This window comes from Collinsella aerofaciens (genome assembly GCF_019131995.1).
Taxonomy (GTDB): domain Bacteria; phylum Actinomycetota; class Coriobacteriia; order Coriobacteriales; family Coriobacteriaceae; genus Collinsella; species Collinsella aerofaciens_S.
In genome coordinates, this window is the sequence record NZ_JAHONA010000007.1 from 71,960 (window position 1) to 97,579 (window position 25,620).

General features: G+C 58.2%; 21 protein-coding genes. 2 read left to right on the forward strand and 19 right to left on the reverse strand.

Annotated elements, in window-relative coordinates; all coding sequences use genetic code 11:
* Nucleotides 1-213: 213 nt before the first annotated feature.
* Together leuS and KSY82_RS03715 are read right to left on the reverse strand one after the other, a co-directional pair.
* Nucleotides 214-2,790, reverse strand: coding sequence for a leucine--tRNA ligase (leuS, locus tag KSY82_RS03710; RefSeq protein WP_217750072.1), 2,577 nt, complete (start codon nt 2,788-2,790; stop codon nt 214-216).
* Nucleotides 2,791-3,049: 259 nt separating this feature from the next.
* Nucleotides 3,050-4,561, reverse strand: coding sequence for an IMP dehydrogenase (locus tag KSY82_RS03715; protein ID WP_055251158.1), 1,512 nt, complete (start codon nt 4,559-4,561; stop codon nt 3,050-3,052).
* 193 nt (nt 4,562-4,754) lie between these two features.
* On the opposite strand from KSY82_RS03715, the gene KSY82_RS03720 reads away from it, so the two are divergent.
* The gene (locus KSY82_RS03720) at nt 4,755-5,102 is read left to right on the forward strand and encodes a winged helix-turn-helix domain-containing protein (protein WP_217750073.1); all 348 of its coding nucleotides are present in this window, start codon (nt 4,755-4,757) and stop codon (nt 5,100-5,102) included.
* 225 nt (nt 5,103-5,327) lie between these two features.
* On the opposite strand, the gene KSY82_RS03725 is transcribed toward KSY82_RS03720, so the two are convergent.
* From KSY82_RS03725 to KSY82_RS03795, 15 genes are all read right to left on the reverse strand, one after another.
* Nucleotides 5,328-6,320: a PLP-dependent transferase gene (locus tag KSY82_RS03725; RefSeq protein WP_217750074.1), complete on the reverse strand. Its 993-nt coding sequence runs from the start codon at nt 6,318-6,320 to the stop codon at nt 5,328-5,330.
* Between the two features lie 95 nt (nt 6,321-6,415).
* Nucleotides 6,416-7,957 (reverse strand): glycoside hydrolase family 32 protein, encoded by a 1,542-nt coding sequence (locus KSY82_RS03730; protein WP_217750075.1) that lies wholly within the window; start codon nt 7,955-7,957, stop codon nt 6,416-6,418.
* A gap of 106 nt (nt 7,958-8,063) precedes the next feature.
* Nucleotides 8,064-9,464 (reverse strand): PTS transporter subunit EIIC, encoded by a 1,401-nt coding sequence (locus KSY82_RS03735; RefSeq protein WP_254881704.1) that lies wholly within the window; start codon nt 9,462-9,464, stop codon nt 8,064-8,066.
* 184 nt (nt 9,465-9,648) lie between these two features.
* Complete coding sequence (locus KSY82_RS03740; RefSeq protein ID WP_254881712.1) at nt 9,649-10,620, reverse strand: LacI family DNA-binding transcriptional regulator; 972 nt, start codon at nt 10,618-10,620, stop codon at nt 9,649-9,651.
* A 144-nt stretch (nt 10,621-10,764) separates the two neighbouring features.
* Nucleotides 10,765-11,430 (reverse strand): DUF4956 domain-containing protein, encoded by a 666-nt coding sequence (locus KSY82_RS03745; RefSeq protein ID WP_254881705.1) that lies wholly within the window; start codon nt 11,428-11,430, stop codon nt 10,765-10,767.
* 3 nt (nt 11,431-11,433) lie between these two features.
* Nucleotides 11,434-12,225, reverse strand: a complete 792-nt coding sequence (locus KSY82_RS03750) for a polyphosphate polymerase domain-containing protein (protein WP_217750078.1) — start codon at nt 12,223-12,225, stop codon at nt 11,434-11,436.
* Complete coding sequence (locus tag KSY82_RS03755) at nt 12,212-13,981, reverse strand: CotH kinase family protein (RefSeq protein WP_217750079.1); 1,770 nt, start codon at nt 13,979-13,981, stop codon at nt 12,212-12,214. Before KSY82_RS03755 ends, KSY82_RS03750 begins: the two co-directional genes overlap by 14 nt.
* Nucleotides 13,971-15,515: an exopolysaccharide Pel transporter PelG gene (gene pelG / locus KSY82_RS03760; protein ID WP_368042029.1), complete on the reverse strand. Its 1,545-nt coding sequence runs from the start codon at nt 15,513-15,515 to the stop codon at nt 13,971-13,973. Before pelG ends, KSY82_RS03755 begins: the two co-directional genes overlap by 11 nt.
* 3 nt (nt 15,516-15,518) lie before the next feature.
* Nucleotides 15,519-16,946 (reverse strand): GT4 family glycosyltransferase PelF, encoded by a 1,428-nt coding sequence (gene pelF, locus KSY82_RS03765; RefSeq protein WP_217750080.1) that lies wholly within the window; start codon nt 16,944-16,946, stop codon nt 15,519-15,521.
* Nucleotides 16,943-18,823, reverse strand: coding sequence for a DUF2194 domain-containing protein (locus KSY82_RS03770; RefSeq protein ID WP_217750081.1), 1,881 nt, complete (start codon nt 18,821-18,823; stop codon nt 16,943-16,945). Before KSY82_RS03770 ends, pelF begins: the two co-directional genes overlap by 4 nt.
* Nucleotides 18,820-19,575 (reverse strand): hypothetical protein, encoded by a 756-nt coding sequence (locus KSY82_RS03775; protein ID WP_217750082.1) that lies wholly within the window; start codon nt 19,573-19,575, stop codon nt 18,820-18,822. The genes KSY82_RS03770 and KSY82_RS03775 overlap by 4 nt, the downstream gene beginning before the upstream one ends.
* On the reverse strand, nt 19,499-21,859 hold the full coding sequence (locus KSY82_RS03780) for a DUF4118 domain-containing protein (RefSeq protein ID WP_217750083.1): 2,361 nt from the start codon (nt 21,857-21,859) through the stop codon (nt 19,499-19,501). Before KSY82_RS03780 ends, KSY82_RS03775 begins: the two co-directional genes overlap by 77 nt.
* A 128-nt stretch (nt 21,860-21,987) precedes the next feature.
* On the reverse strand, nt 21,988-22,413 hold the full coding sequence (locus KSY82_RS03785) for a protein-export chaperone SecB (protein ID WP_217750084.1): 426 nt from the start codon (nt 22,411-22,413) through the stop codon (nt 21,988-21,990).
* Nucleotides 22,414-22,926: a type II TA system antitoxin MqsA family protein gene (locus tag KSY82_RS03790; RefSeq protein ID WP_217750085.1), complete on the reverse strand. Its 513-nt coding sequence runs from the start codon at nt 22,924-22,926 to the stop codon at nt 22,414-22,416.
* A 10-nt stretch (nt 22,927-22,936) separates the two neighbouring features.
* Nucleotides 22,937-23,284 (reverse strand): type II toxin-antitoxin system MqsR family toxin, encoded by a 348-nt coding sequence (locus tag KSY82_RS03795; RefSeq protein WP_195620685.1) that lies wholly within the window; start codon nt 23,282-23,284, stop codon nt 22,937-22,939.
* A 766-nt stretch (nt 23,285-24,050) separates the two neighbouring features.
* Between KSY82_RS03795 and KSY82_RS03800 the strand changes: the two genes are divergently transcribed.
* A complete protein-coding gene (locus KSY82_RS03800; protein WP_195361916.1) occupies nt 24,051-24,239 on the forward strand; it encodes a hypothetical protein in 189 nt (62 codons plus the stop codon).
* Nucleotides 24,240-24,426: 187 nt separating this feature from the next.
* Here KSY82_RS03800 and KSY82_RS03805 read toward each other — a convergent pair whose 3' ends face one another.
* Entirely contained in the window at nt 24,427-24,696 is a 270-nt protein-coding gene (locus tag KSY82_RS03805) for a hypothetical protein (RefSeq protein ID WP_195361915.1), read from the reverse strand.
* On the reverse strand, nt 24,686-25,333 hold the full coding sequence (locus KSY82_RS03810; protein WP_217750086.1) for a hypothetical protein: 648 nt from the start codon (nt 25,331-25,333) through the stop codon (nt 24,686-24,688). Before KSY82_RS03810 ends, KSY82_RS03805 begins: the two co-directional genes overlap by 11 nt.
* Between the last annotated feature and the right edge of the window lie 287 nt (nt 25,334-25,620).

A 25,620-nucleotide genomic window follows, 5' to 3' on the forward strand; every position in this document is an offset into this window, starting at 1 on the left:
ACTTCTTTCAATTACAACTTCATTTGCAAGCAAACTATACCAATACCTGCGCAAACGTGCAACCACAACACAAACCCGCAGGTCAGCGTGAGCACAGGTTCTCCACAAGAATAGAACAATTAACCGCAGGTACCAGGACAGGTGCATGAAAAACGAGGGGCGACCCAGCCGGATCGCCCCTCGCCTATAGCACGTCAACTATGCGCGCAGCGCTTACTTGACCACCAGGTTAACCAGCTTGCCAGGCACGCAGATGGCCTTGACGACCGTCTTGCCCTCAAGCCACTTGGCAACGGCTTCCTCAGCGGCAGCCTGCATCTCCTCGTTGGAGGCGTCGCGGGCGACGTCAATGCGGCCACGGACCTTGCCGAGCACCTGTACGACGATCTGCACCGTGTCCTCGATGGACTCGGCCAGGTCGAACTCGGGCCAGGCGGCGGTGTAGGCGTTGCCCTCGCAGCCGAGTGCCTCGTGCCACAGCTCGTCGGCCCAGAACGGGCAGATGGGGGCAAGGACGCTCACGATGTCCTTGGCCACGCCGTAGCACAGAGCCTTATCGCGGTCAGCACCCTCGGTGGCGTTGAGGTAGGCGCTCGCCGCGTTGACGAGCTCCATGACGGCCGAGATCGCGGTGTTGAACTGGCCGCGGTCAAAGTCCTCGGTGCACTTGGCAATGGTGCGATGGCGCTCGCGATAGAGCTTCATCGCGACCTCGTCGAGCACGGACTTGTCAAAGGCCACGTTGGCGTCGCCGGACTGGACGAGCTGCCACACGATACGCCAGGCGCGCTTAATAAAGCGGTTAGCGCCCTCGACGGCCTTGGGATCCCAGTCGAAGTCCTTCTCGGGCGGGGCGATAAACAGGATCGCCAGACGCATGGTGTCGGCGCCGTAGGGCTCGATGACCGAGCTCGGGGGCACGACGTTGCCCTTGGACTTGGACATGGTGTCGCCGTTCTCGTCCTTGACCATGCCCTGGCACAGCAGGTTGGTGAAGGGCTCGTCAACGCTCAGCAGGCCCAGGTCGCGCAGGGCCTTGGTAAAGAAGCGGCTGTAGAGCAGGTGCAGAATGGCGTGCTCGATGCCACCGATGTAATTATCGACGGGCATCCAACGGTCGGCCGCCTCGCGGGAGAAGGGCAGCTTGGTGTTGTGCGGGTCGGTATAGCGCAGGTAATACCAGCTGGAGCAGGTGAAGGTGTCCATGGTATCGGTCTCACGCTTGGCCGGGCGACCGCAGACCGGGCAGGTCGTCTCGTAGAATTCCTTGCACTCGGCGAGGGTCTCGCCGGCACCCAGGTCCAGGTTCTCGGGCAGCGTCACTGGCAGCTGGTCCTCGGGCACGGGCACGATGCCGCAGTGCTCGCAGTGAATGGCCGGGATGGGGTTACCCCAGTAGCGCTGGCGGCTGATGAGCCAGTCGCGCAGACGGAACTCGACCTTACGACGACCGCAGCCCATGGCCTCAAGATCGGCCACGATGGCAGCCTCGCCCTCGGAGTGCTTGCCGCCGCGCATGCCGGTGTACTTGCCGGACTGGACGAGCGTGCCCTCGGCAGCGTGGGCGCAATCCCAGTCGACGGTCTCGGCATGGAAGGTGTCGATGGTCTCGCCGCTGGCCTCGACGGCTGCGCGGTCGTCATCGTCCAGGATGATCGGCACGATCGGCAGGTCATACTTGCGGGCAAACTCAAAGTCGCGCTGGTCGCCGCAGGGAACGGCCATGACGGCGCCGGTGCCATAGTCGGCAACGACATAATCGGCAACCCACACGGGGACCTTCTCGCCGTTGACGGGGTTCACCACATAGCGACCCGTAAAGGCACCGTGCTTCTCGAGGGTGCCCTGGGCACGCTCGACGGCAGAGATGTGCTTGGAGTCCTCGACGATCTTGGTGACGGCCTCCTCGTACTCCGTGCCCGCGACGAGCTCGTGCAGGCGCGCGTACTCGGGAGCCAGGACAAAGAAGGAGACACCGAAAAGCGTGTCGGCTCGCGTGGTGAAGACGGTGATCTTACCCTCGTCGCCCTCGATGGGCACGCCATCCTTGTCGCACAGGGTAAAGTCGACCTCGGCGCCCTCGGAGCGGCCGATCCAGTTGGCCTGCATCTGCTTGACGCGCTCGGGCCAGCCGGGGAGCTTCTCCAGATCGTCGAGCAGCTCCTGGGAGTACTCGGTAATCTTGAAGTACCACTGCTCCAGGTCGCGCTTCTCGGGCTCGGTGCCGCAGCGCCAACACTTGCCCTCGGTGACCTGCTCGTTAGCCAGAACGGTCTTGCAGGTGGGGCACCAATTGACAGGGTTCTTCTTGCGGTAGACCAAGCCCTTTTCCCACAGCTTCTCAAAGATCCACTGACCCCAGCGGTAGTAGTCGGGGCTGCAGGTCTTGACCATGCGATCCAGATCGTAGGAGAAGCCCATGCGCTTCATCGTGGCGAGTGCCTGATCCATGTTCTTATACGTCCAGGCGGCAGCCTGCGTGTTGTGCTTGATGGCGGCGTTCTCGGCAGGCAGACCAAAGGCATCGAAGCCGATGGGGTGCAGCACGTCGTAGCCGCGCATGCGGGCCTGACGGGCCATGGCATCGCCGATGGTATAGTTGCGCGCGTGGCCCATGTGCAGGTCGCCCGACGGATACGGGAACATCTCGAGCACGTACTTCTTGGGCTTGCTGTCGTCGGTGTCGACGGCAAAGAGGTTGGAGTCCTCCCAGGCCTTCATCCACCTAGACTCAATGGCCTGCGCGTCGTATGCAGGGATCTCGTCCTTATGATCTGTGCAATCGCACATATCAGCTCCTTTAATCTTAGCTGGGGTCGGTCGGCTTGGCTTTGTTCGCTACTGCGGACAGTCCTGCGCAAGACGAAGAGCACATTAAGTGCTCTTCTTTGCGTGCGGAACTTGTAGCGAACAAAGCCAAGCCGACCGACCCTAAGGTTAACTTGACTGATGATAGCAAATACAACAAGCGAGATGCCTGCGACTTGCATGCATCTCGCTTTATCTAAATAACGTGGTTGATACTCAACCTTTATGTGCAGCTCTTATCCTATCGATAAGACACAGACTGCTGGGAGTCTTTCACTACGACATCGTGGGCGCCACCTTCGACGATGGAGGTGGAGCTGACCAGGGTCAGGCGTGCCTTTTCCTGGAGCTCGGGGATCGAGAGGGCACCGCAGTTGCACATCGTGGACTTAACCTTGTAAAGCGTGCCGCCCACGCCGTCCTTGAGGGAGCCAGCGTAGGGAACGTAGGAGTCGACGCCCTCGACGAAGCTGAGCTTCGCGGCACCACCCAGGTCGTAGCGCTGCCAGTTGCGGGCACGCGCAGAACCCTCGCCCCAGTACTCCTTCATGTACTGGCCGTTGACGTTGACGCGCTCGGTCGGGCTCTCGTCGAAGCGGGCGAAGTAGCGGCCCAGCATCATAAAGTCGGCACCCATGGCAAGGGCGAGCGTCATGTGGTAGTCGTAGACGATACCGCCGTCGGAGCACACGGGCACGTAGACGCCGGTCTCCTCGTAGTACTCGTCACGGGCGCGGCAGACGTCGATCAGCGCGGTGGCCTGGCCACGGCCGATGCCCTTGGTCTCACGGGTGATGCAGATGGAACCGCCGCCGATACCGACCTTGATGAAGTCGGCACCGCAGTCGGCCAGGAAGCGGAAGCCCTCGGCGTCGACGACGTTACCGGCACCGACCTTGACGTCCTCGCCGTAGTTGGCGCGAATCCACTCGATGGTGCGCTTCTGCCACTCGCTGAAGCCCTCGGAAGAGTCGATGCACAGGACATCGGCGCCGGCCTCGATGAGCAGCGGCACACGCTCGGCATAGTCGCGGGTGTTGATACCGGCGCCGACCATGTAGCGCTTATCGCCGTCGAGCAGCTCGTTGGGGTTGGTCTTGTGGCTGTCGTAGTCCTTGCGGAAGACGATGCCCATAAGGTGATCATTGTCGTCGACGATGGGCAGGGCGTTGAGCTTGTTGTCCCAGATGACGTCGTTGGCAACCTTGAGGCTAATGTTCTTGTCGCCCACGATGAGCTGCTCACGCGGGGTCATGAACTCGGAGACCTTCGTCTGGTGGTCATCGCGACTGGGGCGATAGTCACGGCTGGTGACGATGCCCAGGAGCTTACCCTTGGGAGTGCCGTCGTCGGTAACCGGCATAGTGGAGTGACCGGTCTTCTCCTTGAGCTCGATGACCTGTTCCATGGTCATATCGGGGGTCAGCGTGGAATCGGACTGAACAAAGCCAGCCTTGTGATCCTTGACGGCCTTGACCATGGCGGCCTCGGACTCGGCGCTCTGGGAACCGTAGATGAAGGACAGGCCGCCCTCGGTAGCGAGCGCGACACCCATGTCGACGCCCGAGACGGACTGCATGATGGCGGAAACCATGGGGATGTTCAGGGTGATTGCCGGCTTCTCACCGCGCTTGAAGCGGGTTAGCGGCGTCTTGAGAGAGACGTTGTTGGGGATGCACTGCGAGGACGAGTAACCAGGGACCAGCAGATACTCCGAAAACGTGTGGGACTCACCGGGAAAGAACGTAGCCATGTTTCTCCTTTTTCCATGCGACCGGTCGGCTGCAGGCCTCGTAGGACCCAGCCCAACCTTGGGCGCCCAATACTGGCGAAGTATCTTAACGCACTTTGACTGCTACAATGCATGATTTAAGAAGAGCACACGAGGGCTTGACGCAGGCTTTGCGTTTGCCCAGCAAACACTTTAGCGGGGAGACGTGGAGCGTATGGAGTACAAGACGACGGCAAAGTTGGTCATTCAAGCGTGCGACAAAGATCTGCCGGGCGTGTTTGGTCACGGCTGCGTCTTGCTGCTGCAGGGTATTGCCCGCGAGCACTCGCTGAACCGCGCCGCCAAGAGCATGGGCATGGCGTATTCCAAGGCCTGGCGCATCGTGAATGAGGCTGAAGGACAGCTGGGCTGCAAGCTCATCGAGCGCGACGGCGCCCGCGGATCCACCCTCACCCCCGCCGGCGAGCGAGCCATCGAAGTCTACGAAACCCTCCAGGCCGACATCAACAACGTCATCGCCACAAAAGCCGACGCCCTCATCGCCAGCATCAATGCAGAGTAGTCCTTTTGGGGCTGAATTGTTGTCCACCGCACCCTCGGATTGAGGCTCGCGCCACAAAACGGGCCCATCTACTACGTTTGGCTGAATACCCTCGACCATACCGGACATTATGAAATTAAAACCGCTGATAGACAGCTTGGTGATTTTCAAAATAGGCGGGCATGGTCGACCCCTATGGCTTAAACGTAGTAAATAGGCCGTTTTCGTGGCACAGGCCCCGATTAGCTACTTGCGGAGGGCGTTGTCTAGGGTGGCGGCCACGATCAAGGGGTTGTCGGTGCCGGCAAAGAGGCGGATGGTGCTCCCCTGCTTGCCACGCGGAGCCGAAAGGCGCGTCGTTGCGCCGCCGGCGGGCGATGTGCGGAATTCGTCCGGCAGTATGCTGAAGAATTCGCACGCGGTGCAGTCAATCAGGTCAAACTCAACTGCCGGGCCAAAGCCGTGCTCGAGGATTCCCGTTGCAACCGCATGGTCGGGATGCGAATTCAACCCGGGATAGCGCACGTTGCGCACCATCTCGTTCGCGGCCAAATATTCAGCCAGCGCACGGGCGCGGTCGAAATGTGCCTGCGTGCGGGTGTCGAGCGTGTCGAGCCCACGCTCTAGAACCTCGGCTTCATCGGAGGACAAGTCGAGCGCGGCCAATCCGCACCCCTCGAGCAGCGCGTGCGCGCACTCGGCAGCAGCATCCACACGATGGCGCTTGAGCTGCGAGCGCGCCACCGAAGCAGCAACGAGCTTACGCGGAGCCTTACCGGCACACACGCGGTCGAGTGCCTCGAGCGACAACGCAGCGCCCAGCCGCAGCGGATCGCAGCCAAAAGCCGACGCCACGGTGTTGTCCACAACCAGCAGCGCGCGGGCCTCACGAGCCGCGCGGCCCAGCGCACGCAGATCGGGCACACGCAGGCCAAAGCCACCGATTGAGTTCACAAACCACCACAGGTGCGGTCCCTCAGCATCAAACGAAGCATCAAATCCTTCGGACGCAGCAGAAAACGCTGCAGCCGATGGCTCCCCCACCATAGTCACGTCGCGGCCATCAAAGCCGTGCGCAAACGCATCGGCAAAGTCATCGGCAAACGCAACCAGGCGATCGCCGGGACGTACAATCCCCAACAGCGACAGCGCTGCCGGAACATGCGGGGCCTCAACAAGACGCGCCTCACGCGAGCCGGCCCTCAAAGCCCAGGCCTCTTCTAGCTGCTCTACGCCCATATGGCAACCTCCCTTTAAAAGCAAAACCCACGATGCGGATGTTTCCCGCATCGTGGGCAACGGCTGCAGTATAGCGCCGATATGCGACGAATCGCCTAGATGTTGAGCGCGTGGTAGGTCACGTTCGCACCCGGAGCGTCAACGGACACACCATAGGTCTCAGGATAGATGCGCGTCGAAAACACGAGCGCGCCATCATTCACAAACACCTCGACCGACGAGGCATCGCCAACAATGCGCACGTTACGAACCTCGTCGACGGGCTCCCAGCGCACGGTACGACCGCAGCCGGCAGAAGCGCGACCCTCATCGGTAAATCGCATCTCAAAGCGCGAGGGCAGTTCGCCCTCGGCGGGCACAAACGCCAGCTTCAGCTCGCCATCAACGGTCGCGGTGAACGCGCCGTTGACACCGTCGGCAACAACGTCAAAGCAGGTATCGCCGACAACCTCCAACGAGCCCTCCCCCACACGCACCGAGGCATAATGGCGCTCGATCTCGCGCGCCGGCTGCTGCAGCACCACGCCGCCGTCACCGGCCGTAAGCTCGCGCGGCACCGTCATGCAGTGCTGCCAACCGCACGCCACGGTGGGTTCGTTGCCATAGGTCGGCTCATCGGGCATGCCCATCCAGCCGATCAGAATGTGGCGACCGTCCTCGGACGTAAACTCCTGCGGAGCATAGAAGTCAAAACCGGCGTCCCACAGACGGAAATCCCCCAGCTCATAGGCACCGTCACCACCAGTGATGTCGCCCGTTACAGGCATGTAGCCAGCGGCATACACATTGCCGCGGTCCCAACGACCGCCCTCGAGCCCCTGAGGCGAGAAGGACAGCCACTTCGCCGGTATACCGCCATCCGTCTCAATCTCCAGATACCCCGGGCACTCCCACATAAAGCCAAAACGCTCGGGCGTAGACACACGGCTCTCAAGCTCCCAGTTCAGCATATCCATCGAACCATACACAAGAATCTCGCCCACATCGCGACCGGCACCCTCACCGTGCATGGCGCAAAATCGACTATCGACATGCGGCCCGTCTACGCGACGCCGCGCGCCCAGCACCATGTGGTAACGCCCATCATCATCGCGCCACACCTTGGGATCACGCACGTGGCAGGTCAAATCCTCGGGATAGTCCTCCGACGCCAGCACAACACGCTTTTGGCTGAACTCCCGACCGGCAAGGCCATCAACGCTCTCTACATAGACGGTATCGGCGCGACGACCGGAGTTGACATAGTCAAAGACGCCGTCCGCATCGGGGAGCTTAACGTTGCCGGTATAGAGCACGCGAATGCGGCCGTCCTCAGCAAGCGCGGAGCCCGAATACACGCCATGGCAATCGAATGGCTCGTCGGGCAGCAGCGGGGCGCCAACGTAGTCCCACGTCATAAGATCGCGACTCGCCGCATGGCCCCAGACCTTAACGCCACCCTCGACATCAAACGGCGCATACTGAAAGTACGCGTGAAACACGCCATCGGCCTGGCAAAGACCGTTGGGGTCGTTGAGCCAGCCCGCCGGCGGCATAATATGGAAACGCTGGCCATACGCGCCATGACCGCACTCAGAGGCGGCAGCGTCAACAGCGGCAACCAGCTTTGCAAGGTCGCGACCAAGTGCATTAGACATATCAAAGTCCTAACGGATCGAAAGCTACAAGACGCCAAAGATCGGCGCCAGATGCGGGGAACACCCGCGCGCATACAGCCCGCGGGTGTTCCTTAGTCAAAAGCTCTTAGGCCTGCTCGGAAGCCTTGGGCTCGTCCTTGTACAGGACGAACGAGACGGCAAAGGAAACCAGCGCGGCGATCGCAAACATAATCGCGTACTGCACAGGCTGGGCCAGGCACAGCAGGATACCGAAGATACCCGTAACACCCGTGCCGGAGGCAGCCAGCGAAGTGAGCGCGCAGACCAGGGCACCGCAACCGCCGCCGATGCAGCCGGCGATGAAGGGCTTAAAGAAGCGCAGGTTCACACCAAAGATGGCAGGCTCGGTAATGCCCATGAAGGCGGACAGGGCCGAAGGAAGCGCCAGACCCTTGATCTTGGCATCGCGGGTCTTAAAGGCAACGGCGAGCGCGGCACCACCCTGGGCGATGTTGGCAGCGCTGGCGATGGGCAGCCAATAGGTCACACCGTACTGAGCGAGCTGGCCCAGATCGATGGCGGTGTACATCTGGTGGATACCGGTAACGACCGTGGGGGCATAGAACAGGCCGACGATAAAGGAACCGATGCCAAAGGGCAGGGTGAGCAGGGCCTGAATCAGACCGAGAATGGCGTTCTCGGCCCACACGAAGATGGGGCCGACGGCAACGAGGGTCACGAGCACGGTCACGAACACCGAGACGAGCGGGGTCACAAAGAGGTCGAACATCTCGGGAACGATCTTGTGCAGGCGCTTCTCGAGGAAGGCCAGAATAGCGCAGGCGATGACGATGGGGATAACGTGGCCTTGATAACCGACCCACTCAAAGCTGTACACACCGGGGATGACGTTGACCATGGTCTGCACGCCCTCGGAGGCAACCGTGTAGGCGCTCTGTAGCGAGGAGTTGATGAACGCACCACCGACAACGGCGCCCAGATACGGGTTGGCGCCAAAGGCCTTAGCGGCGGAGTAACCGATCAGGATCTGCAGAATGCCAAAGGACGTGCCCGAGACCAGGTCGGCAATCTTGTAGATAAAGTTATTGGTGTCGAGCGCGATAAAGCCGTTGGAGGCCATAAAGTTGAGGGAGCTCATAATGCCCAGCAGCAGACCCGAGGCCACGATGGCAGGGATGATGGGGACAAAGACGTCGCCGAGCACCTTAATGGCGCGCATAAAGATGTTCTGCTGCTGCGCCGCGGCCTCCTTGACCTCGGCCTTGGTGGCAGCCTCGACGCCACTGAGCGCGATGAACTCCTCGTAGACCTTATTAACGGTGCCAGTGCCAAAAATAATCTGGAGCTGGCCCTGGGCTTCAAAGACGCCCTTAGCGCCGTCGATATTCTCGAGGGCCTCCTTGTCAACCTTGGCATTATCGGCAATCACCAAGCGCAGACGCGTGGCGCAGTGCGCGGCCGAAACAACGTTGCCGGCGCCACCGATGTTGTCGAGCACCTCTTGGGCTGATTTGCGGTAGTCCATGACTTCCCTTTCCTCCAACGGGTGCATGCGCACCCGACTACCTTTGACACTTACACTGTAATCGTTTTCAGTTTCATATGTCTGTAATCGTTTTCATAGTAGGGTGAACGGTAGGAAAAAGCCGGCGAATGGTAGTTTTACCGCAAAAACAGGGGCCTCAAAGGCAGGCAGACATGCCCAAAGCCTAGACATTCATAAGTTGATGGCCGAGTTTGAGCGTCTTGAGACCGCTCTCCCCCTCCACGCCATCGAGCGTGTTGAGCAACATATTGGTCGCCTCGACGCCACTGGTCAGGTAGCCATAATGCACGGTGGGAATGCCGCCCGTCAGCGCGCGCAAAAACGCGTTGTCGCCAAAACCGCTCACGCGGTGTATACCCTCGCCCATGCCGCGAACCTCATCGATGGCACGCAGCGCGCCCGCCGCCATGGTGTCGGTCGCGCACGCGATAAACGAAACATCGGGGTCGACGGAAAGCAGTTCACGCGCCGCACCATAGCCCGAGTCGAGCGTAAACGAGCCCAGGCGAATTAAGGCGGCATCGAGCGGGTTGCCCGCGGCGCGCAATCCGGCCTCAAAACCGCGACGGCGGTCATAACCAGCCGCGCGGTCTTCTTCAGTAACTCCAATGTAGGCGATCTTGCCATCTACCCGACCCGCGAGCGCCTGGCCCAGCTCAAAGGCAGCCTCGTAATCGTCATGGTAGACGCAAGCCGCGCCCTCAACATTCTGACCGATCAGCACGATGGGCACGCGGCACGATTCAATCGCCCGACGGTGCTCGTCGGTAATCATGGTTGCTACCAGCACAATGCCATCGACCGGGTGGTTTTGGAATAAATCGAGGTATTCGAGCTCGCGATCGGGGGCATTGTCGGTATTGGCAAGCAACATCTGGTAGCCACGACGACCGAGCACCTGGCCGATGCCGGCGGTAATGCGGCTCACGGATTCCGAGTTGATCTTGGGCACAATGACGCCGATGAGCTTGGTAGAGCCGGTGCGCAGCGCGCGAGCCTGGCTGGACCGCACGTATCCGGTCAGCTCAATCGCCTGCTTAATGCGCTCGGCCTTGTCCGCCGAGATATATCCACCGTTGAGGTAGCGCGAGACGGCGGCGCTCGAAACGCCCGCCAGCTCGGCCACATCTTTCATCTTTACCACAAGCACCCCTGACAACGAATTCACAAGCACCATGATAGCTGCCTTGCCAGCAAATTGAGTAAATAGAATTCCTGGTCGAGCAGATGCCCGCGCAGCGTCGAGCGGTCCGGCGTTTGTTAAAACGCCGGAACATAGTTACCCGTGGTATTCGCCGTTGTATTGGATTAACGTCAGGTCTTCCACGCCGTCGAGCGCGCGGATGGCGTCGGCATAGGGCATATCCATGCCGTCCGAGAACACCTCGACGGCCATCTCCACCTTGTCGCCGCGCATGGTCTTGGACTTGACGGTGAACTTGGTGCGCCCAAATGCACGCACGATGTCATCGCCAGTGTTCTGGCCAGTGTAGTGAATGACCATCATGTACACGCGCGCCTTGTCCTGGTGGCTCGCAAAGCCGGCGATCATCACCACGATGACCACCGCCGTGAGCCCCACGAGCGCATACATGCCGGCACCCGCCGTAATGCCCGTGGTAATGGCCCAAAACAGATATAGCAGGTCGAGCGGGTCCTTGACCGCCGTACGATAGCGGACGATGGACAGAGCACCGACCATACCGAGCGAGATGACCACGTTCGTCGAGATCGCGAGTGTGACCATGCAGGTGAGCACGCACATGCCCACGAGCGTCACGGCAAAGCTGCGCGAGTACACCACGCCGGTAAAAAAGCGCTTGTACACGCAATAGATCAGGATGCCCATGGCGAGCGCCACGAGCAGCGACAGGCCGATCTTGGCAGGGTCGACCTGACCAAACGCCTCCAAGACGGAGTTCTTAAAAAAGTCCCTGGTGCTCATGGTCTAAATATCCCCTCGTTTCTCAAAATCCGATTCCCAGTAATTAAATCCGCGCAGGTAGGCGGTCTTTTCGTAACACAGGCAGTACTTGGAGACCGCCGTGAGCTCAGCCGCGCCCGGCGGCACCATATCGCGCACCAGCTGCGGGCAAAACTCCGTAAACTTGACCTCCATCACCAGCTTGCCGGGCTCCAGCACGGGCAATGCGGGCAAGGTCGCATCAAAAATATCGAAACTCCCCACCGCGGCACGCACGTTCATGTCAAACGTAATACGCACGGTTCCTTCGTCCATCACCCACGGCTCGCGCTCGTAATCCACGATGGTCCGCGGGCGCATCATGTTGCAAATGCACTCGATGTAGAACTCGCGACAGAGCGGATAGGGGCTCCTGAGCAAAAAGTCGTAGTCGCCGGCCAGGATCTGCTCAAACTCGTCGCGCGTGAGCGGCGCGTCCTCCTTGTAGATCCAGCTACCGTACTTCTTTTTGCGCTCGAGCTTAATCACCTTGTCGCTGCCGTTATAGATGCGCACGCGATACTTTTTTCGCAAGAGAATGCCGGCGTCTTTTTCCTCGTAGGCCGAGTTGCAGTAGTCGTCAAAGTACAGGCTGCGAATGGTGTAACCGCCCGCCCGCGCATGCTTATCCAGCTTGAACACCGGCGCCATACGGCAGGCTAGTGCGGCATGCTCGCCCTCATTAATGAGATATTTGAGCTCGTGGCGGTAACGCTCCTGCGTGGTTCGCGCAGGCGGAGCCGCCAAGCGCTCAAGCAGCGCGCTAGCCCTCCTCATACGTGTCCCCCACGACCTTACCGCCATCCTTGACATAGAAGCACAGCATGCCGTACTGTTTGCCGCCGTCGGTCACATAGTAGTCAAACGCATCTTGCGTATAGCCGTCGGAGTTGGTGGCGCGCACGCGCGCAAAGTACTGGCCGGCATCGGGCGCATCGCACGTCACCTCCGGCAGCAGCACGTCCTCGGCCTTAAAGACCACGTCGCTTATGGCATAGTCGCGCGCAAGTTCCACGGTATAGCGAATGTCGCGCGCCTTAAAGTCGTAGGAAGCATCCCAGTTGATGCGCAACTTACCGTTATCGATCTGCGGCACGCCAATGTAGAACGGCATGGGCTTTTTATAGCTCTCGCGAAAGCTCTTATAGTTCTCCTCGATCTCGGAAGGAATCGCCGCGGCAATCTGCTCGTATTCGTCCTTCGTCACGGGCAGATTCTCCAGGTCGGGCGCAGCAAAGACGAGCGGCTCCGTGACCTCGCGATAATGCTCGACCATCTTGCTCAGACGCTCTTCGGTCAAATACGAGCGCAGGTCCTTGACGGCGCTATCGAGTTCGCTGCGGAACGACTTGCTGCGCAACGCGCGGTTAAACAGCACGTTGCCCCAGTAGTTGCTCACGCCGCGCTCCCAGCTCGCATAATCCGAGAATCCCGTCAGGCTCAACTCGAGCTTGCGCAGCATGCCGTCGTTATCCCAATCCAGGATGTACCAGACCTTGGAGTTAAGCGGGCTGTACAGATAGCAGTTACGGTTCTGCGTGTCGCAATTGCCCGTCAAGATCTGAAACGCCATCCAATAGACCAGGTTCTCGGTATCGAAGTAGGTGTCGAGCACATCGTCGATCTTTTGCGTATCGTCGTTGAGCGCATCGAGCATCTCGATGAGCTTGGTGTGGTCCGAATCGCCCTTAATCTCGAGCATGCCCTCAAAGTTTGCCTGGTTGTAGTCGGGATCGTCGGCAAGCTTAATGGTGTCCTCGTAGCGATGGAAATCGAAGTTGTTCACCTTGTACAGATGCCCGTTCTTATCCAGGCCATGTGCCTTAAGCGCCGTCTTGTTGAGCTGCTCCACCTGCGTAAACAGGCCGTAGTCCTCAAAGGTGTCGTTGAACTTTTCGGTCTGGTCGCACACCCACAGATGCACAAACTGCGTACGCAGGCCCATCATCTGGGGTATCCCGCGGATAAGGTCATAGGCCATCTTGTTGCGAAAACGCATACCCTCGCCCATGTGCTTGTTGAGCGCAATCGCGCGCTGTTGGCGCCAAGTACCCTTGCCCTTTTTGAGCTCCACCTTGTAATTCTTTTGCGAGTTGTTGCTCGATGTCTGACCGCGCACCTGCACGGTGGCATTGGGCGCTTCCTCGCCATAGCCAACCTCGCCGGCCACCGGGCCGTCTTCGTCGCCCGCCTGCAGCAGGCCCATAACCTGATAGCGCGTCACCCCCATGTCGGCATAGTCATACACCGAGTACGTGTTGATCTCGGCCCAGCTGTGGTCGGTGTTCTCGGAGCTGTTGCCGCGCGAGACCGTCAGGTACATGGTCACAATGCCCGAGTCGTCGTAGACCTCGTACAGCTCATCTTTATCGCGAAGGTGCTTGGTACCGTCCGAGGCCTCAGCCTTTTTAATCTTGTCCTGCTTTTTGACCTTTTTGGTCGAGGATTCGTCCTGAGACGAACAGCCCGAAAGCAACAGCGCGCCGGCAGCTGCCTCGATCAGGCAGCGGCGAGACATCAACTTATCGATCATCAGAACCTCCCCAATGTTTTTGGTACAGGCGGACCACCATACGTTCAAACGCACTGCGCGGCTCACCGCCCGCGCGCTTGTCCTCGTAGCATTGCTCAACACGGTCGAGCACCCGGCCAAGTTCGGTAAACCAGCCCGTCTTGTCGGTCGCCACAATGGGCTGCTGGCTCAGGATACGATACGGCAAGTTGGAGGTATAGGTATCGAGCCGCAGCAGCGCCACGATAAAAAACACCGCCGCACCCAACAAAAAGCCAAAGCCGTAAAACTGCTGCGGCAAAAGCAACGAAGCGGCAGTCGCCAGCCCGGCCACACCGGCAAACAGGCCCGAAGCCAGCACGGCTCCCTTATAGTCGGTAAAGTACAGCAAGATGAGCATCACCGTATTGCCCACGGCATACAGGCCATAGCCCACGCACAGCGTGCGAAAATACCCGTGCATCAGGTTGTTAAAGCCCAACGGTAGGGCCGACAGCACCGTGGTCTCGAGCGAAATGACCGCCGCGGTCACAAACAGCTGCTTGAGCGCACAAAAGCGCAGTTCGCTGTTAAGCGTGGAGAGCATCTCCTCCTCGGCCACCACAATGTCGCCCACCACGCCGCCGTCATTGAACAGGCTGTAGTAGTCGTGGTAGCGCGGATAGAAGTTGACCTCGACCGAGACCACAAAGTTGACGGTCGTGACCAGGATCGTCAAAAACGCAATGAGCGCCGGCACATCGTAGTAGGGCGCACCATAAAACAAGCCCTTGACCTGCACGCCAATAGGACCGGCCCAAATAATCACCAGGTGCGCAAAAAGTCCCAGATTGGTTAACAGGCCCGTGAGCGCCAGCGGCATAAACTGATCGAGCCACTGCAAAAAGGGCCAGGGGCTGCGGTCGCTCTGAGGAAAATACCGGTACAGCAGCACCACGTCCCAGGCGAGCATGACGCCGTAGCCCAGAGCAATTGACGCCAACAAGCCCTCGACCGGCGGCAGTCCCAGCGCCAGCGCGGCCAGGGCGCACAGGCACGCCACGCCAATGGCAGCCGCAAAGCTGCACAGGATGCCGCGGTAATCCTTGATGGCCGTGAGGTAGCTCATGCCGTTCCAGTTGACGATCATAATGTTGAACAGCCACAGACACAGCAGCCCCTGCAGCAGCGTGGCGCCCGAGAACAGCAAAAAGACGCCGTAGAGCACCGTGCCCGCAACGAGCATAATGGCGTTGGAGCCCCAAAACGAAGGTAGGATCTCATCCTCGCGCTCGGCAAAAAGCATATCGGCCAAAAAGCGCGTGACCGGCATAGAGAAAAAACTCGCGAGCGTGAGCGACGCCAGCAGCGTATAGGTCACCATGCACACCAGCAGATCTTGGTTGGCACGGCCCACACCCCACAGACCGCACAGCACCAAGATACCCACCTGGAGCAGCACGCCCAGCAGCATGGGGCCCGTACACACAATGCCGGCGTAGCCATAGGCGCGCATCGTGGCAAACAGACCCTTGCGCCTAAACAGGCGCTTGAGCTCAAAACCGATTCCGGCCACCGGCTACTCCCCCTCTCTGGGCAGGTCAAACGCTTGCGCCGTCTCGTCGTACAGCGCGCGATAGTTGGCGAGCATCTGCTCGTGCAAGAAGTACGTGGCAACGCGACGCTGGCCGCGCTCCCCCATCTCAATGCGACGAGCGCGGCTTGTGCACATGCGTTCCATGGCATCAGCCAAGCCCTTGCGATACATGGGCGGCGTCACAAAACCCGCCACGCCAAAGTCGTCGCCCGGGGCGCCTTCGAGAAGCTCGCGACAGCAGCCCACCTCAGTCGTCACGCAGGGACGGCGCGCCGCAAGCGACTCCAGCACGCTGAGCGGCTGGCCCTCGGAGATGCTCGTCAAAATGGTAAAGTCGAGCTTTTCCATGTACTCGACCACGTTGACGCGGCCGGTAAAGATCAGGTCGCGCACGCCCAGGGTTTCGACCAGCGCGTGGCACTCGGCGCCGTACTCCTCGTCGTCCACGCCGCCCATGATGTGCAGGCGCACCTTGGGCAGGCGCTCGTGCAGCTCAAAGAAGGCATAGATCATGGTCTTGACGTCCTTGATGGGTGCCAGGCGCACCACCGCGCCAATGTCCACCCAGCCGTCATCGGGCTTTAAGGGAATATCCTTAAAGCGGTCGAACTGGATGCCGTTGGGGATGACTAGGCATTTGCTCGCATCGCAGCCCATATCGATCTGCGTCTTGCGGGCGTTATGGAACAAACTCGTCACGCGGAAGGCGCGGCGGTAGATCTCCTCCGAAAGCAGGTAGAAAAAGCGAATCCAGCGGTCCTTAAAGGACGGCACCACCCAATCGGCGCGAATGATCTCTTCCTCGCGCTCGCGGGTATAGATGCCGTGCTCGGTGAGCAGCACCGGCGCATGGTGAACGCTTGAGCCCAGGCAGGCGAGCAGGCCGCCGTAGCCGGTCGAGATAGCGTGGTACACATCGGCAACCGGCACCTCGCTGCCCAGCAGGTAGAGCACCGGCAACAGCATAGAGCGCATGGTGTGGAATGCGTCGGCAAAGGGCGTGTAGGGGTACTCGGCAAGGCACACGTCGCGGAAGATGTCCATAAACGTTCGGCTCTGCAAAAACGAGAGCGGATGCACGCGACGGCGGTGGAAGATATCGAATAACACGTCCCAGTCCGGATTGGAGAGCGACACCAGACGGCGTAGCGCCTCGCGCTCACGGTCGTTAAAACTGGCTTCATGTTGCTCGCCCGAAAGCCGCAGGGCATCGTCCAGGAACACCTCGTGCACCTCGACCACGTTGCCGGGCAGCTCGTAGACAAACTTGCCGCGGTCGGCAGCATGTGCGCCGATCACCCATAGCACAAACTCATGCTCGGGCATGGCCTGGATATAGCCATGCATCCAGGTAGATACGCCGCCGTGCACATAGGGGTAGCAACCCTCGAGTACCAAGCAGATTCTCATTTATCGCCACCCTCCTTGCGCTCGATCGTCACGGTCTTATCATTTGCCTTGAGCAGATACAGATTGCCCGTAAGGTGCGTCAGTTCGCCGCCCGTCACCGCACCCGGCTCGCCATTATTGGCGCGGAACATGAGCCACGCCTCGTCGTGGAAATTGCCCAGGCTGAGCGTCCAGGCATCCGCGCTGGTATCCAAGCTCACCGACACGGACGAAAAGCGCTGGATGGCACCGGAGCACTCCGACGCCGTCTGGTGCCGCAGGTCGGGCGCGGATTTGGTAAGCCACTCCAGGTAGTCGACCAGGCCGCCCTTGTAGACCTCCCAGCCCTCCTTGGCTCCGCGATCGGGGTCCAAAAGGTCGTCCGGGTGCATAAAATGCGTACTCACGTAGTGCATGTTGAGCTCGGACACCGCGGCCAGACGCATATAGGAATCGTCGACCATGCCGCCCGAAACAATGCGCGGCTGCTCCACAATGCCATCGCTCGCCACGCCAAACTCCTGCACGTACGGCAGGTCGGTGCCATCCTTAAAATACGTACTGGCAATGGTCTTAATACGCGGAACATCGGTACTGATAAGCTTGCGCGCGCGGGCCGAAAGGATATTCGACGGCGGCACGTAGACCGAACCGTGAGCGTTGGGCAGCACCTCATCCTGGAAGGCGATAAGCTCGTTGAGCGATGCGACGAGCGCCTCCTTGTTCTTCCACGTCTTGTAGTCGTACAGCGTGCCATAGTCGGTGTCCCAAAGTGCCAGCGGCTGATGGTTGTAGCCATGAAAGCCCAGCTCGCCGCCCATCTGCAGCAGCATACCGCCAAAGTAGCGGAACTGCGTGGTATCGGCCTGTCGCGCAGGCTCAGTTTGGTTGACCACGTCCTCGTAGTTTTCGATCATCACGCCGGTATAGCGAATGTCGTATTGCTGCGCGAGTTTTTGCAGGTCGGGCCACCAGACCTTGGCATAAAAATCGGCGATAGAAAGGCCGTAGTCGCGCTTGATGTAGGTGCCGTCTCCCGAGGGCACGGGGCTGGGAAAGTCATCCAGATAGAAGACGGCGCTGTTGATGACGGGGTAGGCCGTGGCATCGCCCAACAGGCTGATCGCTGCGGCGTAAAACCCACGCATGACCTTGTCGTAGACACCGATATTGCACACCACGGTGCGTCCGCTACCACAATCATTCGACCAAATGAGCGGCGAGCCCGCATCACCGGTCTTAGCCCACAAATGCGCCGTCTCGCGCAGCGAAACCGAAAGCGACGAATCAAAGGGATCCGAGAGCTCGTAGCGCTCTCCCCCGCCCAGCATAAAGTCCTCGCTCGGCACAATGCTTTCGGCTTTTACATAGTCATAACCGGCCGATTCAATGCCAAGCTTGGGGGCAATCACTTGCAGATAGCTCGAGTTATCCGGCGGCATGGCGAGCATAAGCGAACCGCCGGCACTCACCCAACTCATAATGTCGCTCAGGTGCGCACCGAGCCCATCGAGCGACGGCATGAGCAAAATCACGCGATCGAAGGACGTCAACGAGGGAATGGCATCCGCGCCGTCCAAGGCAAGGTCCACGTCGCGGTGCGCGATCTTCATGTCGAGCAGAATCTGGTCGAACTGTTCCTTTACGCCCTCGACGTCCGCTTGGTCGGAGTCGGTAATAACTAGGCATGTGGGCTTATGGCCAAACATAACCGAGGAGGCCGGCACCGCATCGTTAGCGGCAAGCATCCCCAGCTTATGCTGGCCCGCACTGTACTGCACACCGGCACGCTCCACCAGCAGCACGGCGGCCATGGCAATAAAGACCGCCCACACCACAAGCAGGCCCATCCAGCGAAAATGGCCCGCACGGTCGCGGATATGCTGAACCACGCTCATCGGGCCTCCTCTCCGTTGCGCCAAAAAGCCAGCTCCTCACGGTTGGCGGCGCTCAAGTACACATGCTGTTTGTCGATTGCATCAATCACACGGTGGACCTCGTCACCGTCTTGGCGCATCACCGCCAGGCGCAGGCAAAGCATCCAAACCTCCTGCTCCTCGGGCACGTCGAGCACCAGTTGGTTGGTCACGGCCTGCGCCTCGTCGATCTGGCCGACATCGGCCAGCGCCGTCGCATATCGAATGCGCAGCTCAAAGGTGTCCTCGCGCTCGCAACGACGCGCAAGCAGACGCGTGTACTGTTGACGCTGAATCTGAGCCACGCGTCCCTCAGCCAAACCCGAGTTCAAATACTCACCAAGAAAATCGCAGTATTCGTTGAGGTTTTGCGCGCTCGGGTTCGTCTTAAAGGCACGCTCCAGCTGCTGCAGTTTAAGGTCGGACTCCTTGGAGATCTGCGCCACCGCCGTCGCGGCATAGTGCGCCACCTCAACGTCGTCGTTAAGCTTAGCCGCCTGCAGCTGCGCCAGGTAAGCGTCGGGCTCCTCGGTGAGCATGGAGAGCATAAGTCGGCGCCGGAATGCCGGGTCATTGACGATGAGCGCCTCCTCGAGCGGCACTACGCCTGCATCGTCCTCACCACTCGGTACCGACATATTGCGATGCAGGTCGTCGTTAAAGCGCAGCGACTCCAGCGCAGACTCTTTCAGCCCCTCGCCAAACACCGCGCTGCGGACCGATAGCAGAACCACCAGCAACGGGCCCCACAGCGGCACCAGCACTATCACAGCCAGCATGTGTCCGCGCACCGGCAGCAGGCCCAGCTTCATGAGCGTCCACAGCATCAGGCAAACCAACGCATGAATCAGCAGCAAGACGGCAGCAACGACAAGCGAGATCAAGCGGCACCCCCTCACCGTCACCGGTGTAAGAGATGTGCTGCAACAGCGCCACGATGTCCTCGCCGTCGACGGGCTCCACCGCAATATGCTTTGCGCTCAGGCGCTCGCGGATAATGGGCAGATCGCACGCCTTTGCCTGGCGCATAAGGAGGTAGAGCACGTCGCCGTCGACCAAACCCGCCGCGTCGCTCTCGCGGATTGCTGACCCAATTGCGCCCACCAGCTCGCCGACAGGCTCCATGCCCGGTACCACGCGCAGGAGCAAAAAACTCCCCATCTTGCTATCTGCCAGCGCCTGCTCCGCCGCGAGCTCTTGGCCAAAGGCAGCCTGCTTGAGCACGCAAGTGCCGTCAACGCAGCGTTTATCCTGCGCCACCGCCTCATAGTCAAAGGCACGGCCCAGCGCGCTTTCGACCAGCCCGCACAAGATGCGGAACAGGTTTTGATAATAGAGGGTCATTTGGTTTTCGGCCGCACTACGCACAAAGATCAACACGGCGGGTGCCCCGTCGCGCTCGATCGTGTATCCAAACATGGGAAGCCCCGGCGTCAGCTCGCGGTTCACCCATAGGTTCGAACGACCCCCGTCGCCCAAAAGAGGTGCAAGCTGCTCGAGCGTGAGCGAGCGTGCGGCATCTTCGGCAATCGCGGGACTTGCTGCCACCAGGCGTGCAAACGCCCCGCCCGAAACATGGTAGATCGCCACCGAATCGTTCTCGAGGATCTCGCCCAGAAGCTCGCAGCACTTGCGATAGATGTCGCGCGGGTTGAGTACGTCGAGCTCCTGCGTCACGGCAAAGATCTTGCCAAAGCTGTCGTGGCGACCCACGATCTGGCGCCTGTACGCGCGCTTGTCCTCGATCGCGTCGTGGTAGAGCTGCGTAAGGAACGTATTGCGGTTGCGCACGAGCTCGTTTTGATCGCGCTCCGCCCTAATGGCTTCGCTGTTGCGCAGCTGAACATAGCCGCACACGGCACCCACAACAAAGTACGCAATAAACGGCAGCCAGTTGGACGGCTCGTAGAACAGGCCCTGGAAGGTATAGCCGTACTGAGTAAAGTAGCTCGCGGCCAAACCCACCGACGCCAGCAGCGCCGCAACCAGGCCAAAGTCCAAGCCATACAGCGTGCCGATCAACACCACGTAGAGCAGGCGATAATCGAGCACGTTGAGCTGGGCCGATTGTGAGAACAGATGCTCCAGCACCTCGAACAGAACCCAGGCAACGCCCGTCTCCAGGCATTTGATGGGCAGCGAGCGCATCTGGATGCGGTCGATGGCGGCACGCAAGGGGTTGACTTTCTTTGCGCGGCCAGCATCCCAACGCGCTTGAATGGTCGAAAGATCGCGCAGCAAGTCGTAGCGCTGAAACCAGCCATAGCGCACGCGAGCGACGTCGTTGGCGGGCAGGTTGTAGCCGGCAGAATCGCCATAGGCAGCTGAAAGCCCTGGGAACAGCGCCTGAAGAGCCTCGCCCACTTCACCCGCCGTGTGATGGAAGGCATCGGCAACGTCGAGCGTCTCAAAGTTACCATCCCAGCTGTCGAAGATACGGCGCACCAGCACCGCAAGCTCCTCGGCACACAGCAGGGGAAACGCCGCATCCTGCGCGCCCTGCAGAGCGACCGATCCAGTTGAGCACGCATCGAACAACGGCACCAAAAACGGATCTTCCAGCGCGGCGGAGGCAGTGTACAGGAAGGGCACGCGCAGGATCTTGGTCTGAACGCCATCGCGAGCAGCGTAGTAGCGGCACAGGTCGTTGGCTGCGTGCGCGATAATGCCCTTGCCCGTTCGCCCCGCGGCATCGGCGGCACCCTCGGCACCTGCGGGCCCCGCTATATACAACAGCTGGATCCGGCGACCCATGCAGGCGCGAAAGACCGAACGCAGCAGCTCGATATCGCCCACGCTATCGATATGCGGGGTAAGGTAATTAGACAGGTAGACCACGCGGTCGAACTCGTAGGCCTGATCCAAGTGCTGCAGAAGCTCTTTCCACGAGGCATGGGGCGACGACTCGTCGCGACGCGTGTCCTGCGCGGCGACAACTTGGACATGGTCCCCGGGGAACGCCTTGGCACAAAAGTCATCGTCAACATATGCGGTGTTGCCAACAACCAGCACTTCCATGGCGCACCCCTCCCCTAAAATCCACTTTTGTCATAGTCAAACATGCGTATTTTACGCTGTCAACGCGAGCTGGAGCGCCTTTAAGGCTGTTTTAAGAACTTTTTTAGAGGATGTGGGGGCCAGGAGAACTAAATAGTGAATCCAATCTGTGGCAGATAAAGCGGCCCCCATACTCCACCAGCAGCGACATTTTCAATAATGCCCCTTGCGTAGGAATACAGGTCTTGCATGCCGAAGCTAAGAGCCTCCCTATCAAATGCTTCGTCGTCTAAATCAGACGGAGCACGATAGATACCGGACACGGATATTTCGGAACGGTAATAGTGCCCCTCATCGCTGGGAATGAGCTCTATGACGAGGTTGAGCTGCCGAAATCTAGCTCCATTTTCATCAGTGAAGGCATTCGTTATGTCATTTCTAACGTTAAACTCACCGTCTGACTTATTAACTCCCTCCTTAGGGGTCATTCCGCCATCAAATGAAAACCTGTCGACTTTTTTAGACATGCATGTAATCGATGAAGACTCAATGCGCTGCTTCTTCAGAGAGTCCATTTACATCTCCAATCGGAAGAGATTCTCATCAACCAAAGGATCAGAATCCCTATAAGCAGGAACTTTTCCTCCTGGTATTACAGACAAAAGCGACGAGCTAAGACTTGCACTCCTCTCATGAGGAGACAAGCCGAGATATCTGCGGACCTCAGGAACATCGCGAATGAGCCTCATAAGGGTATTGGCAGTAATAGATTGTTGCGATGCGCCGTTCTCCCAACGAGAGGCCGTGGGCTTCGAAACACCTAAGACCGACTCAAAATCATGCTGTGTTAAGCCGAGATCTGAGCGCAAATGCTTTATTTCCGAGGGAGATAGAAGCTCATGAGCCTTGGCGTATTGCGCGGCAAGTGCATGGGCGAGCTTAGTCGCCTCTGCAACAGTCATTTCATCGTTGCCGCACTCGCAAACATAATGCTCAATTCCTTTTACGGTAATTTTCTCTCCACGGTAAATTTCAGTCATTGGCGCCGTGGTAAATTGCATTTCTTTGCCGCATTCCATGCAACGCATGACTCCTCCTTTAATGAATGTATCCATCGATGTTCGCAGACAAAACGTTTAAATGTGCATTTCCTTCGGAATCAATTGAAAACTTAACGTACCAATCCTCGCATTCAAAACCTCGGCACACGTAGACATCTGCGTAAACATCATGCAGAGGCCCATCCATATCGAGCGCGATGGATTTTCTAAAATCATCAGGCTTCAGATAATCAAATAGGTCAGCAAGGAAATGATCGATGTCCAAATAACCAAACTGATTCATCAGGTGTCTGCGCACCCTACCATTTACAATCATCTTTCCCGAGCGAGCCAAAGACTTCGCTTCGTCAAGTGAATATGTCGGTCGGAGCTTGGTTCGATTCATAACCACCCCTTAGTTAGCATAATGCTAACTATATTCGTCTTGTTGCCAATTGGCAACTCTATATGACGGTCCGCATCGGGCGCATTAACGCCTTTTTTGCGTCTATCCGGAAGTGCAGGGTAAGACCGAGATCTGGGGACCAGACCTTGGTCTTACCCTTCCACGACCTGCGGTTTTGTCGTCAAAATTCGAGTTGTGCTCGGAGGTTTTCGATTTCCCCGCACTTCCGAAATAACGACTCCGCATCGAGGGTTCTAACAACAAAGGTGGCATCCACGACAACACCTAGTAGCCGCGGAAACGTCAAAGGGTCGTTACCGGAAAACCGAACAACGACCCTTCTTGGTCATCGCCTCACGTAGAGTGCACGACGACAGTATCACCGAGAACCTCTTACCGTAACGCCCATCAACCCAATAGGGCACTAATGAGGAACGATCAGAAATACAGATGTCCGCTCCCCAAATCTCCATCTAAATAAAACTAGGGGATGCCCTCCCTTAGGAAGGAACCCCCTTGCAAAACGATGGCCTATAGCACGCCTTCGTTTTTCATTTAGGACATCATAGCGCAGCATCACTATTTCGAAGAGCGGTTGGACACAAATAGATTGAGAACATTAATCGCCGCAAGCCCGCCTACAAGAGAACAGGCAACGGTTGTTTTATCCAAACAGCCCAATATGATGGCGCCGGCCATCAACGTAAGATTAAGAAGTATCGTTCCATATTGCGCTCAAGGAATCTGCTCGGCATCAGCCTTATTCATGACGTCAAGTCGAGCCGACTCTGCCCTCTACTTCGAGGTCTTTACCTTTAAAGACTTCTCCGAGATGATTCTCGCCGCCATCACGGTGACCATCTTGTTCGAGCTCCTCGTCGAGCGAGCCCTCGCCTCGGAAACCTTCTTGCTCATCTCCAGACCCGGCCATGACGGAAACGTTCTTAACATTTAAGCCATCATGCATACCACCTTCTTTATCAGGCGGGCAACGGTATTAACGGATTTGTTTATTGAGATTTGCCATACCGATTCTACTAGTCAAGCATCTAAAGGCATCCAATTCAAATCATGAAAAACACTACTCAATGTCGAAGCAAAGCAGGTCTTAGCTAACGACGCAATAAGAACGATTATTATGTCTATTCTTCTAATTCCGACAGCGCTGTCTCGAGCTTTTCCTTATCGATTCTCAACTCATCAAGAAACGACTTCACCGCAACAGAAATAATCTCGGCAAAACCTACTGAATCAAAGCGTTCATCATCGCATTCAACGACAATCTTCTCTGGATCTATTGCGTCGCGGTTTTCCACGATTGCCTGAACCAGGCTCTTTAAATCCGGCGAATCAGAAGCAAGTTCAATTTCCTTACCGTCCAGAAGCCTTACGATAATTGTATTATTCACCATACTTCATCAACCTTCTCTTCACGGCACTGCGTCCGCCATCCAATATCAACGAAGCGCAATCTATTACTTCGCCACTCTCAAGTGCCCCGTACTTATAGTAAAATTTACCGGGAGTCGGTTGCTCTGCAATCACGACATTCTCGGCATCTGAGTTGATGACGATGTTGGCATCATGGGTAACGACAATAACTTGTTTCTTATGTTTGAGCTTGATGAACCATGTTCTTATCTGATTGAAAATCGTTTGATTGTCAACATTATCTTCAGGCTGATCGATAAGAAGCGGCCTAGATGTATCCGTATGGACTATATATTCCAGCAGGATATTCGTCTGTGTACCTGGGGACATCGTAGAAATATCACGATATACACCGTCTTTGCATAGATATTCAATTGACACGCCTGGTATATAGTCGAGATTATATTTCGCCAACTCAGTGGTCAGTGATCTCCAATCTTTGCCCTTCTTATAGCCGCCCTCGTCATAACAGAACTGTTCAATGAGATAGCCTAAATTATCACTATTAAGACCACCACGCCCAGATTTTTCCGCAAGAAAGTAATCATTGAATAGTTTGAGCATATGGCGAAGAGGGTGCTCGATGTCCAACGTTTTCTTGAAGCGAAAGGCTCTCATTACCACACCGTCAGCATAAGCGTAATTCTCGTAGTGCGTCTCAAATCCAGTCGAATTGGAAAGATAGGCATTTACGCCTTGATTATCAACTTCATCCGAACACTTCCCACATTCATCCGCACATGTGCGGATGAATGTGGGAACCCGATACCCTGAGGGCCGGACCGGCCGGCCCCGGGAGATCGGAGGACGGCATGTCCGGAAAGAAGAATAGGGGCTCCGCGAGGGCGGTCCCGAGGGCCTACGGAAGGCTCACGAGGCACGAGCGGGACACGGTCCAGAGGATG